Annotated in this window: 14 protein-coding genes; 8 read left to right on the plus strand and 6 right to left on the minus strand. The window is 49.9% G+C overall.

Annotated features, from left to right (window positions below; genetic code table 11):
* Positions 1-53: 53 nt before the first annotated feature.
* Entirely contained in the window at positions 54-905 is an 852-nt protein-coding gene (locus O4H47_RS08220) for a 23S rRNA (adenine(2030)-N(6))-methyltransferase RlmJ (RefSeq protein ID WP_269393470.1), read from the minus strand.
* A 6-nt stretch (positions 906-911) separates the two neighbouring features.
* A complete protein-coding gene (locus O4H47_RS08225) occupies positions 912-1,574 on the minus strand; it encodes a LysE family translocator (RefSeq protein ID WP_269393471.1) in 663 nt (220 codons plus the stop codon).
* A 150-nt stretch (positions 1,575-1,724) separates the two neighbouring features.
* Here O4H47_RS08225 and O4H47_RS08230 point away from each other — a divergent pair, with 150 nt between their 5' ends.
* Positions 1,725-2,945 (plus strand): argininosuccinate synthase, encoded by a 1,221-nt coding sequence (locus O4H47_RS08230; protein WP_269393472.1) that lies wholly within the window; start codon positions 1,725-1,727, stop codon positions 2,943-2,945.
* 1 nt (position 2,946) lies between these two features.
* The gene (locus O4H47_RS08235) at positions 2,947-3,558 is read left to right on the plus strand and encodes a VOC family protein (protein ID WP_269393473.1); all 612 of its coding nucleotides are present in this window, start codon (positions 2,947-2,949) and stop codon (positions 3,556-3,558) included.
* Between the two features lie 206 nt (positions 3,559-3,764).
* Here O4H47_RS08235 and O4H47_RS08240 read toward each other — a convergent pair whose 3' ends face one another.
* Complete coding sequence (locus O4H47_RS08240; protein WP_269393474.1) at positions 3,765-4,943, minus strand: benzoate/H(+) symporter BenE family transporter; 1,179 nt, start codon at positions 4,941-4,943, stop codon at positions 3,765-3,767.
* Positions 4,944-5,127: 184 nt separating this feature from the next.
* Here O4H47_RS08240 and typA point away from each other — a divergent pair, with 184 nt between their 5' ends.
* Positions 5,128-6,951 carry a translational GTPase TypA gene (gene typA, locus O4H47_RS08245; protein ID WP_269393475.1) on the plus strand — a complete coding sequence of 608 codons (1,824 nt, stop codon included), beginning with the start codon at positions 5,128-5,130 and terminating at the stop codon, positions 6,949-6,951.
* Between the two features lie 23 nt (positions 6,952-6,974).
* On the opposite strand, the gene O4H47_RS08250 is transcribed toward typA, so the two are convergent.
* A complete protein-coding gene (locus tag O4H47_RS08250) occupies positions 6,975-7,457 on the minus strand; it encodes a hemerythrin domain-containing protein (RefSeq protein WP_269393476.1) in 483 nt (160 codons plus the stop codon).
* Positions 7,458-7,676: 219 nt separating this feature from the next.
* Between O4H47_RS08250 and ccoN the strand changes: the two genes are divergently transcribed.
* The 4 genes from ccoN to ccoP are packed head-to-tail and all read left to right on the plus strand — an operon-like array spanning position 7,677 to position 11,088.
* Positions 7,677-9,290, plus strand: coding sequence for a cytochrome-c oxidase, cbb3-type subunit I (gene ccoN, locus O4H47_RS08255; RefSeq protein WP_269393477.1), 1,614 nt, complete (start codon positions 7,677-7,679; stop codon positions 9,288-9,290).
* A 12-nt stretch (positions 9,291-9,302) separates the two neighbouring features.
* Positions 9,303-10,034: a cytochrome-c oxidase, cbb3-type subunit II gene (ccoO, locus tag O4H47_RS08260; protein WP_269393478.1), complete on the plus strand. Its 732-nt coding sequence runs from the start codon at positions 9,303-9,305 to the stop codon at positions 10,032-10,034.
* A 9-nt stretch (positions 10,035-10,043) separates the two neighbouring features.
* Positions 10,044-10,217, plus strand: a complete 174-nt coding sequence (locus tag O4H47_RS08265; RefSeq protein ID WP_269393479.1) for a cbb3-type cytochrome c oxidase subunit 3 — start codon at positions 10,044-10,046, stop codon at positions 10,215-10,217.
* A gap of 4 nt (positions 10,218-10,221) precedes the next feature.
* Positions 10,222-11,088, plus strand: coding sequence for a cytochrome-c oxidase, cbb3-type subunit III (ccoP, locus tag O4H47_RS08270; RefSeq protein ID WP_269393480.1), 867 nt, complete (start codon positions 10,222-10,224; stop codon positions 11,086-11,088).
* A 100-nt stretch (positions 11,089-11,188) separates the two neighbouring features.
* Here ccoP and O4H47_RS08275 read toward each other — a convergent pair whose 3' ends face one another.
* On the minus strand, positions 11,189-11,767 hold the full coding sequence (locus O4H47_RS08275) for a flavodoxin family protein (RefSeq protein WP_269393481.1): 579 nt from the start codon (positions 11,765-11,767) through the stop codon (positions 11,189-11,191).
* Between the two features lie 216 nt (positions 11,768-11,983).
* Between O4H47_RS08275 and O4H47_RS08280 the strand changes: the two genes are divergently transcribed.
* Positions 11,984-12,367: a winged helix-turn-helix transcriptional regulator gene (locus O4H47_RS08280; RefSeq protein ID WP_269393482.1), complete on the plus strand. Its 384-nt coding sequence runs from the start codon at positions 11,984-11,986 to the stop codon at positions 12,365-12,367.
* On the opposite strand, the gene O4H47_RS08285 is transcribed toward O4H47_RS08280, so the two are convergent.
* On the minus strand, positions 12,368-13,021 hold the full coding sequence (locus tag O4H47_RS08285) for a DUF6058 family natural product biosynthesis protein (protein WP_269393483.1): 654 nt from the start codon (positions 13,019-13,021) through the stop codon (positions 12,368-12,370).
* Between the last annotated feature and the right edge of the window lie 28 nt (positions 13,022-13,049).

Raw genomic sequence — 13,049 nt, forward strand, 5'->3', positions numbered from 1 at the left:
ATATACGTTCGAGTAGGTCAGCAAGAGGACAATTTAGGCCAAAAGGCGCCATATTAGTCCTCGTTGTAAATCCAATCGATCTTAAAATCACCTTTGCCTGATGGGGCAAGAATGGGCTGGAGTTCCGCCAAGATCAGTTTGAGCTCTTCAACCAGCGTGAAAGGGGGATTGACGATGATCATGCCCGTGCCATGCAAGGTTGGTGGGAATGTTGGTTGGTGAATGTTGAACTCGACCCGCAGCACTTTTTTGATACCGGTGTTGTAGAGCTGGGTCGCGAAAACTTCTTTTTGCGCCACGTCTTTGATCGGGTACCAAAGCATATAGGTGCCTGTGCTAAAGCGCTTGTGGGCGCGGAATAGGCCAGACCCCATGCGGGTAAATTCGTCAGGTTTTTCAAAAGGTGGATCAACCAGAACGATGCCGCGCTTTTCTTTAGGGGGCATATGCGCCACCAGCGCTTGCCAGCCATCCAACTCAATCGCCTTAACTTGGATGTCACCCTCAAAATGAGATTTAAGTCTGATAGCATCTCTTGGGTGCAATTCTGTGGCAGTCAACCGGTCTTGTTCGCGCAACAATTTACGCGCGAGCAATGGGGAACCGGGATAAAGCTTAAGCGTGCCCGATGTGTTCAAGCTTTCAACCACGTCTAAATAGGGTTTGATCAATTCGTCGAGCGCTTTTGAGCGTTTGGCGTTCATGAGCGCTTGAATGCCATTTTTCCACTCGGGTGAGCGTTGGGCTTCGTCGCTCGTTAGGTCATAAAGGCCGATGCCTGCGTGGGTGTCGAGCACCCGAAACCCCTTATCCTTTTTTTGCATATAGCAAATGATGCGGGTGAGGATAATGTGTTTGATGACGTCAGCGAAATTGCCAGCGTGGAAGGCGTGTCGGTAGTTCATGAAAGTCTAATGTCTCGCTTGAGCGGTCAGAATGATAGCGGCAAAGCTGGCGAATACGGCGGCAAATCCATAGTTGAGCATACGGCCAATCCATTTGGATTTGGTCAGGGTGACGGAAAGCCAATCGGCGGCAAATATCATCGCAGCCGTGATGGGTAAGCTGATGATGACGAAGAATACGCCCAAGGTGCAAAGTTTATAGGCGGCATAGGGGTCGGTGGCGGAAACAAACTGGGGCAAAAACGTGATGAAAAACAGCACGATTTTTGGGTTCAGCAAATTAATGCCAATGCCGGTGAGGTAGCTTTTGAATAGCGAAGGCGTTTTAGCGCTTGATTTGCTGGTCATGGCGAAATCACCGCCCGAACGTAGCGCAGAAAAAGCCAGCCAAAGCAAATAGAGCGCACCAACAATTTTTAGCGCAAGGAATGCAACTGGCGCGGCGGCAATCAGCACGGAAATGCCAAGTGCGACAAGTAATGTATGCACCAAAATGCCCGAACAAGCGCCCGCTAAAGCGGCAAGACCATGGGCGCGGCCATGGTTGAGGGCACGGGACAAAAACAGCGCCATATCCGGGCCTGGGGTGATGGCCAAAATGATCCCGGCCACACTAAAGGCGACCAACATGGGCCATTCGGGTATAAAGATGTGCAGTAGATCTTGCATTGTTTCGTCCTTGCGGGCCTCAAAGCCCCTGTTTGGGCCATATGAGCCAGCAATTGGACGTTTGTCTAGCAAAATGACATTGCACCGATCCGGTGGTTTGCCATATGGTGGCAAAAATCCTTGGAACTTGAACAAAGAACAGCGTTTTTCATGAGCAAAGACATCAATAAAGTTGTGCTCGCCTATTCTGGCGGCCTTGATACCTCGATCATCTTAAAGTGGCTCAAAGTGGCCTATGATTGCGAAGTGGTGACCTTTACCGCTGACCTTGGTCAGGGTGAAGAGTTGGAACCCGCCCGCAAAAAAGCGGAACTGATGGGCATCAAGGAAATCTATATTGAAGATGTGCGCGAAGAATTTGTGCGCGACTTTGTGTTCCCCATGTTCCGGGCCAATGCGCTTTATGAGGGGGTCTATTTGCTCGGCACGTCAATTGCGCGGCCTTTGATTTCGAAGCGTTTGGTTGAGATTGCCCATGAAGTTGGCGCAGATGCGATTTCGCATGGCGCAACAGGCAAGGGCAACGACCAAGTGCGGTTTGAATTGAGCGCCTATGCGCTTGATCCGAGCATTAAGGTGATTGCACCTTGGCGTGAGTGGGATTTGCAGTCGCGCACCAAATTGCTTGAGTTTGCGGAACAGAACCAAATTCCGGTGCCAAAAGACAAGCGTGGCGAAGCGCCGTTTTCAGTGGATGCGAACCTGTTGCACACCTCTTCTGAAGGTAAAGTGCTTGAAGACCCAGCAGATATTGCACCTGAATATGTTTATCAGCGCACCGTGAACCCAGAAGATGCGCCAGATAAGCCGGAAATCATTACAGTGGGCTTTGAAAAAGGCGATGCGGTTTCGATCAATGGTGAAAAACTCAGCCCTGCGACCGTTTTGACCAAATTGAATGAACTTGGTGGCAAGCATGGCATTGGTCGTTTGGACCTGGTGGAAAACCGTTATGTGGGCATGAAGTCCCGTGGGGTTTATGAAACACCGGGCGGCACCATTTTGCTTGCGGCGCACCGTGGCATTGAATCGATCACGTTGGATCGGGGCGCTGCGCATCTTAAAGACGAGATTATGCCGCGCTATGCGGAACTGATCTATAATGGTTTTTGGTACTCTCCAGAGCGTGAAATGCTACAAGCATTGATCGACAATAGCCAAGAAATGGTGGCTGGTGAGGTGACCTTGAAGCTTTATAAAGGCAGCGCCAATGTGATTGCGCGCTCCTCGCCATATTCTTTGTATTCAGAAGATTTGGTGACCTTTGAAGAAGGTTCGGGCACTTATGATCATCATGATGCTCAGGGCTTTATCAAGCTCAATGCTTTGCGGTTGAAAACCTTTGCCGCACGCAAAAAGCTATATAGTTAAGATGTTAAAGCTGGATCACATTGCCCTTGGGGCGAATGATCTTGAAAAATCTTGTGAAGCGCTCAGCCAACAGCTGGGCGTTTTGCCGTTTGGGGGCGGTGAACATGAACTGTTTGGCACCCACAACAAGCTGTGGCGCATAGAAACAGCTGACTATCCTGTCTATTTAGAGCTGATCGCTGCTAACCCAAAGGCTGAACCAAAACGGGCGCGTTGGTTTGGGTTGGAAAAGTCATTCTTGAGCGAAGATATTCAATTGCTCGGGTTTATTGCCAGTACACAGAGTATTGATGGCTTGGTTCAAAAACCGCCATTTGATCTGCTTGACGTTATTGATGTGACGCGGGGCGTGTTGAACTGGCGATTTGGGATCACCAAAGATGGCGCTTTGTTGGATGATGGCGCGCTGCCCTATTTGATTGAATGGCAAGGTGGGCGGCACCCGCTTGATGGTGTTGCGCCCCAGCATATTGAATTGAAGTCCATGGCTGGTAAGGCATTGGACGGTCTTGACCTAAATTGGCCGTGTATGTTGGCGCGCGGCGGGGGGCAGGCTTTGTCTGTGGAGCTGATCGCAGCGAACGGCGAAACTTTGCGTTTTAAACGCGCCTAATATTGACCACTCAGGTCTGACTTTGGTCTACGCAAAAACTGTTAGAACCCCTGAAAATCAAGGGATTGGTATCTATTTGGTTCTCTTGTCAGGGGTGGGGCAGCTGTGCAATATCGCGCCCGCATCTTTGATGCATTGTGAACTCCCTTTTTGCTTTGTGATGGCTTTAAGGGGAACTTGCCCCGAAGCATCGCTTCGGGGCCCTTTTATTTTTGGGTGATGAATTTTGATGCGCCCAAAATCGCAATGCCAGCAAGCAATCCCCAAAACGCCCCTGATATACCAAAAAAGCTAACGCCTGATCCGGTGATCAAAAAGGTGACCGCGGCAGCATGGCGGTCTTTTTCATTGTTGAGTGCACCAAATGCGGCGGCGGCAAATGCACCCACAAGAGCAAGGCCCGCCACAGCTTCTACCAATATGGCGGGAGCGAGGGAGATAAAGGTGATGGCAAGACCGGCAAATAGGCCGATGATGACATAGACTACGCCCGTTACAATGGCGGCCCAATAGCGTTTGTCTTTGTCCGGGTGGGCATCTGGGCTGGCGCACATGGCGGCTGTGATGGCGGCAAGGTTGACCGCGTGGCTACCAAATGGGGCGGCGAGGGCGGAAAACACACCCGTAAGGGTAAACAGGGGTCCTGCCGGGGTTTGATAGTGGTTGGCTTTAAGCACCGCCATACCCGGAATGTTTTGTGAAGCCATAGTCACCAAAAACAAAGGCAAACCAAGGGAAATGATCGCGGCGAGATCAAAGACCGGGGCGGTAAACACCATCTGAGGCAATAAGGAGTTTGCGAGTTGGCTCATGGTATCTGCGGGCAAATCGACGCCAAATATGATGACAAGAATGAAGGCCAAAAGGGCAGCAGGCACGGCCATCAATTTGTTAAAAAAACCAGTGATGAGCCAAGCCAAAGCGATGGGCAGTCCAAGGATTGGATCAAAGCCAATCGCTTTAATGGGGGCAAAACATAAGGGCATCAAAATGCCTGCGAGCATGGCATTGGCCAAAGATACAGGAAGCTTTTCAACGGCACGTCCAAAGGGGCGCCAAACCCCAGAAATGATGATCAGCGTCGCACACACAAGAAATGCGCCAACGGCGGCGGCAAAACCGCCTGAAAGCTGCCCGGACGTGACCATTAGCGCCGCGCCCGGAGTTGACCATGCCACCGAAATTGGCATTTTACGTTGTGCGCTTAAAATGATCGCGCAAACCCCCATGGCGATGCACATGGCGGTGAGGCCGCTGGCTGCTTGTTCGGGACTTGCGCCCACGGCAAACAAGCCTTGCAAGACGATGGCAAAAGAGCTTGAAAAGCCCACAAATCCCGTAATTAGCCCCATTATAAGGGCTTGAGGAGAAAAATCGCGCAACATGGTTTTGAACTCAAAAGGCAGGAAATGTGTTGCAGCTTAGCGGCCGGTTTGCACTTTGCAAGCCCCAAAATTAAGCAAAAGCCAAGGATTTGGGGCCGTTTTAGCAATTAAAACTTGCCCTTTTGCCTGTTCAGCCTTAAAGCACGGCCAAGAGATGATTTCCCTATTAGATTGGAACTGAATAATGGCATTGCGCAATATCGCCATCATCGCGCACGTTGACCATGGCAAAACGACGCTAATTGACGTGCTGTTGAAGCAATCGGGCTCATTCCGCGATAACCAGCGCGTTGAAGAACGCGCCATGGATAGCAACGACCTTGAGCGTGAGCGTGGCATTACCATTTTGGCGAAGGTAACTTCGGTAAACTGGAAAGACACACACATCAACATCGTTGACACACCAGGACACGCCGACTTTGGCGGTGAAGTTGAGCGGATTCTCAACATGGTGGATGGCGCGATCATTTTGGTTGATGCGGCTGAAGGCCCAATGCCACAAACCAAGTTTGTTTTGGGTAAAGCGCTTAAAATTGGTCTTAAGCCAATTGTTGCGATCAATAAGATTGATAAGTCTGACGAGCGCCATGAAGAAGTGCTCGACGAGATTTTCGATTTGTTTGTGTCGCTGGACGCGAATGAAGAACAGCTCGACTTTAAAGTGCTTTATGGTTCCGCCAAACAAGGTTGGATGGCTGAAGAGCCAACCGGTCCACAAGAAAGCATGTCTCCACTTTTGGATATGGTGCTTGACCATGTGGAAGAGCCACATGTTGAAGAAGGCCCGTTCCGTATGTTGGCCACAACCATTGAATCTAACCCATTTTTGGGCCGGATTTTGACTGGTCGTGTGCTTTCAGGTTCTATCAAGCCAAATGATGCGGTTCACGCCTTGTCAAACGATGGCAAGATTATTGAGCGTGGCCGGATTTCAAAGGTGTTGAGCTTTAAAGGTCTTGAGCGCGAGCCGGTTGAAGAAGCCAATGCGGGTGACATTGTTGCGATTTCTGGTTTGGTGACCGCAACTGTTGCGGACACAATCGCAGCACCAGGTGTAACCGAAGCCTTGCAAGCCCAGCCTATTGATCCTCCAACTTTGTCCATGGCGTTCCGCGTGAACGATGGTCCATTGGCTGGTCAAGAAGGTGACAAAGTGCAGTCTCGCGTGATCCGCGATCGATTGTTTGCAGAAGCTGAAGGCAATGTGGCGCTTAAAGTGTCTGACGGCGAAGAAGGCGACGGCGACAGCTATGAAGTGGCTGGCCGTGGCGAATTGCTTTTGTCTGTTTTGATCGAGACCATGCGTCGCGAAGGTTTTGAGTTGTGCCTTGGTCGCCCGAAAGTGGTTTACCGGGAAATTGATGGTCAACGTTACGAGCCGATTGAAGAAGTCATCATCGATGTGGATGAAGAGTTCTCTGGCCCTGTTGTGCAAAAGCTTGCAGAACGAAAAGGCGACCTGATCGAAATGAAGCCATCTGGTGGCGGGCGTACACGCCTTGTGTTCCATGTGCCAACACGTGGTTTGATCGGATATCAGCCTGAGTTGCTTTCAGATACTCGCGGAACTGCAATCTTTAACCGTGTGTTCCATGAATATGCGCCTTACCGTGGCAAAATGCAGGGTCGTCGCACAGGTGTTCTGATTTCAAACGGCACCGGCAAATCTGTGGCTTTTGCGATGTTCAACCTTGAAGACCGTGGTCCAATGATCATTGAACCCGGTGTTGATGTTTATGAAGGCATGATCGTTGGTGAACACTCACGTGGCAACGATTTGGAAGTGAACGTGTTGAAGGGCAAACAGCTCACCAACATGCGGGCTTCTGGTAAAGACGAAGCGGTTAAGTTGACCACACCAAAGAAAATGTCTTTGGAACAAGCTTTGTCTTACATTGCTGACGATGAGTATGTGGAAGTGACACCAAAAAGCATTCGTATCCGTAAAATCATGCTTGATCCGCATGATCGCAAACGCGCTTCGCGTGCGGCGGCAAAAACGGGCTAAACGTCAAAAGAGATTTTGGTGATTTAATCAGCGGCGTTGGACTTATTGTCTGACGCCGCTATTTTTATGTCGCGCAAGGGGCGGGCCAATTCGGCTTCAAGCGCCACATGGCGACGCAGGCTTTCAAAAAAGCCTCGCAACATATACCCGGTGGCGTCGGCTGTTTGGGTTGGCTTGCCTTCCCCATAAGAAATCAAAACATCGCGTACTTCTTCGCCAAAGCACCGATCCTCATAGTGTTCAGATTTTAGTCGGTCGAACATTAGTGTTTGATCAGGTTTACCGTTGAGTAAACGCTGCAGCGCCGGGTACAATTCTTCTTCTTCATATTGATGCGCTTTTTTAAGAATCGGCTCGATGGCCCGAGCGGTTGTCGAACAGATCTGGCGATCAATATTATCAGGAAGCGCGTCAGCGATCTCCTCCAACCTGTCACATAGGGCTAGTTTGTCATGATGATTCTTGCGCAGATACGCGAGCATTTTTGAACCTTCAATTTGGGCCATCGCTAGATTGCTCTTTTGTTAACAGGAGGTTACGCAAGGTCACACCTTTGTTGCAACCGACTAATATTTCTCATGAGACATTTGGCCACAAGCGACATAGGGTAACCTTGACTTAGATCAACGTAGGCTGTTTCAAGTGAAACTAAGTTGCGTCTTGGCTGAGTAGGGGTGCATCGGTACTTTGTTGAGGCTATTGCGAGAATTATTGCGGGGAATAAAATGAAAAACTTAGGCTGGACCATTGTGTTGGGGCTGGCGGCGCTATGCGCTGTAATTGCAGCCGCCTTAGGGCAGGATCAACTCTATCAAACCCATGCGTGGGTGCTGGCAGGCACCACGGCAATTGGGGCAATTATCATGCTGCGTCGCGTGGGCGTTGTTGGCGACGGTGTCGTCGACAAATCGGGCTATTTAGACGATCCGATTCGTTACGGGGTGATCCTTACGACTTTTTGGGGATGTGTCGGCTTTTTGGTTGGGGTGATTGCAGCTTTGCAATTGGCTTTTCCAGAACTCAACATTGAGCCATATTTGAATTTTGGCCGTGTGCGCCCGCTGCACACCTCTGCTGTGGTGTTTGCCTTTGGCGGAACGGCGCTGATTACTTCGAGCCTTTATGTGGTGCAGCGTACCTGTCAGGCGCGACTGATTTCAGACAATCTAACTTGGTTCGTGTTCTGGGGTTATCAGTTGTTCATCGTTCTGGCGGCAACTGGTTACTTGTTGGGATCGACCCAAGGCCGCGAATATGCAGAGCCTGAGTGGTACGTTGATTTGTGGCTAACTGTGGTTTGGGTTGGTTATCTTGTTTTGTTCATGGGCACCCTGATCAAACGTAAAGAGCCGCATATCTATGTGGCCAACTGGTTCTACCTCGCGTTCATTTTCACGATTGCTATGCTACACGTGGTCAATAACCTTGCGGTGCCTGTATCGTTCTTTGGCTCGAAGAGCTATTCATTGTTTGCTGGCGTTCAAGATGCTTTGACACAGTGGTGGTACGGCCATAATGCGGTTGGATTCTTCCTTACTGCTGGCTTTTTGGGCATGATGTATTATTTCATGCCAAAACAGGCTAACCGCCCAGTATATTCTTACCGCTTGTCGATCATTCACTTTTGGTCACTGATCTTTATGTATATTTGGGCGGGTCCGCACCATTTGCATTATACAGCCTTGCCCGATTGGGCGCAGACATTGGGCATGGTGTTCTCGATTATGCTCTGGATGCCTTCTTGGGGCGGTATGATCAACGGTTTGATGACCCTTTCTGGTGCATGGGACAAAATCCGCACAGATCCGATTATCCGCATGATGGTGATCGCGGTGGCGTTCTATGGCATGTCAACGTTTGAAGGGCCGATGATGTCCATTAAAGCGGTGAACGGGCTTTCACACTATACCGATTGGACCATTGGTCACGTGCACTCTGGTGCGCTTGGTTGGGTTGGGATGATCAGCTTTGGCATGATTTACTTCTTGGCACCAAAATTGTGGGGCCGTAAGCAGCTCTATTCTTTGCGGATGGTCAATTGGCACTTCTGGCTTGCGACCCTTGGTATCGTTGTATACGCGGCGGTGATGTGGGTTTCTGGTATCACCCAGGGCCTGATGTGGCGCGAATATGACGCGGAAGGGTTCCTTGTTTACTCCTTCGCTGAATCAGTTGCAGCGCTCAAGCCTTACTATATTTTGCGCGCAATTGGCGGCCTGATGTATTTAGCAGGTGGTTTGGTGATGGCTTACAATGTGTGGATGACCATTAAGGGCAAAACCCGCAATGAAAAGCCAATTGTTATTGCTCACACCGCATCCGCGCAGCCGGCAGAATAGGGGAGAGATCAAATGGGACTACTAGATAAACACGGCGTTATTGAACGTAACGCGACCCTATTGCTTGTTGGTGGCTTGGTTGTTGTAAGCATTGGTGGCATCGTTGAGATTGCGCCATTGTTCTACCTTGAGAACACGATTGAGAAGGTGGAGGGGATGCGTCCTTATTCACCTCTCGAGCTTGCAGGTCGTAACATTTATATTCGCGAAGGGTGCTACAATTGTCACTCTCAAATGATCCGCCCGTTCCGCGACGAAGTGGAGCGCTATGGGCATTATTCTTTGGCAGCGGAGAGCATGTATGACCATCCGTTCCAGTGGGGATCTAAGCGTACTGGGCCAGATTTGGCGCGGGTTGGTGATCGCTATTCTAATGAATGGCACGTGCAACACTTGATGGACCCACAATCTGTGGTGCCTGAGAGCATTATGCCATCGTACAAGTTCTTGGCAAAAGCTGAGCTTGGCTATGAGAATATTGGGGACCACTTGGTGGCGAACCAGCGTGTGGGTGTACCTTACACCGAGGAGATGGTGGCCAATGCTTATGCGGATATGACCGCACAGGCCGACCCAGAAGCTGATTGGGAAGGGGTTGAAACCCGTTATCCAAAAGCGGTTTTGGGGGACTTTGATGGTGACCCAACTCGGCTGACAGAAATGGATGCTTTGGTTGCCTATATGCAAATGCTTGGCACGCTTGTTGATTTGAGTGCGTACAATGCTGAAGAAAACTATCGATAGGAGCTGATGATGATTGATTACAATTCATTTCGGCATTTCGCCGATAGTTGGGGCCTTCTTTATATGCTGATTGTTTTTGTTGGGGTTGTGCTGTTCATGTTCCGCCCGGGCGCAAAAGATCACGCCGAGACAGCTGCCAAAATAGCACTCAAAGACGATCATGCACCTGAGGGGAAGGAATAGGTCAATGAGCGACAAAAAAGAAATTGACGACATCTCAGGCGTTGAGACCACTGGTCACGAATGGGACGGTATTAAAGAGCTGAACAACCCATTGCCACGCTGGTGGCTGTGGACGTGGTATGCCTGTATTGCTTGGGCGTTGGTCTATGTGATCTTGTTCCCGGCCATTCCTTTGATCAAAGGGGCAACACCGGGCATTCTTGGCTATTCCAGTCGAGGCGAGTTGGCCAAAGATGTGGCATTGGCTGCTGAAGCAAAGTCTGGTTCTGTGACCAAGATCGAAAATATGGAAGTCGCTGAGATTTTCAACGATGGTGATCTGACCCGGTTTGCTGTGCAGGGCGGTAAGTCCGCATACAAAGTCTATTGTTCGCAGTGTCATGGAGCCGGTGCTGAAGGCGCATCTGGTTTTCCAAACTTGAATGATGATGATTGGCTATGGGGCGGCACAATCGAGGACATTTACACAACTATTGCCCATGGTATTCGGTATGAAGCTGATGATGACACTCGTCTGTCAGATATGCCCGCTTTTGGCGATATTTTGGAAACAGCTGAAATTCGTGCCACGGCAGATTTTGTGGCCAGCCTTTCAGGTATAGAGCACGACGAAGCCCATGTTGACGAAGGCAAAGCCTTGTACGAGGAAAACTGTGCGGCCTGTCATGGTGATTTTGGTGAAGGTATCCGTGATGTGGGCGCACCTAAACTCAATGATGCATTGTGGCTTTATGGCGGTACGGTTGACCAAATCGCAACGCAAATTGCGCAGCCTAAACATGGTGCAATGCCTGCGTGGCAGGCCCGCTTGGGTGATGCTACTGTAAAGCAATTGGCTGTTTATGTGCACTCTTTGGGTGGCGGCGAATAAGTCACTTCCAAAGCTACGTGTTGTTCCTTGGAGGGAACATACCCCGGGATGTCTTATGGCTCCCGGGGTTTTTTTGTTTTTCGCCGCTAGACGGGATCGGTTAGGCCGCTTGTGTGCGGTTGAACCGGTTGGCAATCTCAGTGACCTTGCGGCCTAAAAGTTTGGCTGTTTCTAAGTCTGAGGCGATCGGACCATGTTCGGGTCCTTGGTCAGCGTTTGACTGAGCCATCGCTCCCAATGAAGCGCCGAGGCGGTTGACGTCTTCAACTGATCCTTCAGACGAATTGTTGCCTGGGGCCAAGCCCAATGGAACCCACAGCATGCCGTGCTGTGCCGCAAGAATTGACAGTTGTTGAAGCGTTGAGTGTTTATCCCCGTTTTGGCTGGACGAATTGGTAAAGCCTGCTGCGATTTTGTCCTGCCAGCCGCGGGTGAACCAAACTTTTGATGATTTATCGGCGAAGGTTTTGAACTGGGCTGAAACACCGCCCATATAGGTTGGCGAGCCGAATATAATCGCATCTGACGCCTCAAGCGTTTCCCAATGATCGTCAACATCATCAACTGGGATCAAGTGCACCTCATCATTGGTGTTGGCCGCAGCACCATCGCGTACAGCTTCGGCTTGTTTTTGTGTGTGGCCATAGCCAGAATGATAGACGATTGAAATTTTTGACATGGTTTTACTCACTAATTGTTGGTTCGGGCCAAGCCTGATCATCATTCGATGAGTGACTTGCTTGACATCAAATTGCGCATTAGGATAAAAATCACAAGAAGGCACTATTTTGTAATGTAGATACAAAAAGTATACCAAGCGAATTGGTGAAGTGCGATTTGGCTTGGATTTGCTGGCATTCGCTGAATAATGGTGTGCTTAAGAGCGGAGAAAAAAATGTGCGATTTTGAACATAAGGCCGGCGTTCAATTGCCACAAAACCTGTCGGAGCAGGAAAGAAGTCAACTTTGCCCCGTGGTGTTTGCCATTGGCCAATTGGGGGGCAAGTGGAAATTGATTGTGTTGCACAATCTGGTTGATGGGCCGATGCGGTTTGGCGAATTGCGCCGCGCGATCCCTGATATTACGCAGCGCATGTTGACCTTGACCCTGCGCGAATTGGAAGAGGATGGCATCGTAAACCGTAAGGTCTTTGAAGTGGTGCCGCCCCACGTTGAATATTCCATGACCGATTTGGGCCAACAACTTGCCCCGGTCATGGATAGCTTGCGGGCTTGGGGGCGTGCCAATTTTGCCTTAAAGGTTGAAGCTGTCGCCTAGCTAAGACTTCAGATAGGTCGCTCGTACATTTACGATGCAGCGTTGACGCGATGAGCGTAAGCGCTCGTGGGGCGCGAATGGCGGCTCAACTTGATCTAGGGCGTTCACCACTTTCAAAAGGCTTTCCAACTCGACGTCGTTGTTCTTTTTTTGCTGGCGCTGCAAAAATCGATCGATGGTGCTCACCAGCGTTTGTTTGAGAACAATTGTTTCTGGCAGCCCATCTGTTGTGCAAACGCCATAAGTCCCATCAAGAAAATGTCGCCATGTTTCGTCTCGTCGTTGTTTACTGAGTGATGTCAGTTTTTCGCATCCCACATTTTGAGCATGTTGCGCTATCTCTGTTTGCCTGAATTGCTCAAATGCTTTTGCGCACCGGCTTTCAAAATAGGCTTGCGCTTTTAAGCCGGTTTCAATTTGCTCCGCTTTCAAATCGATCAACCATTGGCGTTGCCCTGTGGCAAAGAAGTGAAGTTCTGATTGTTCTGAAAATGCTCCAAAATAGGAGCTGCACGTAAGAGGGGCGATCACCTCATACGATGGTTTTGGGGCGCATTGGTTTTTGATTTGCCGGTCGAGCAGAGTGACATCCTTATCAAACATGGTGAGCAGATGATCGCGTTCGTGAAAGAATTGAAACAAGTAATTCAGCATTGTTGGCTCCGGGTTATGTCTTACCCGT

Origin of the sequence: Maritalea porphyrae, assembly GCF_027213965.1 — a bacterium.
Taxonomy (GTDB): Bacteria; Pseudomonadota; Alphaproteobacteria; order Rhizobiales; family Devosiaceae; genus Maritalea; species Maritalea porphyrae_A.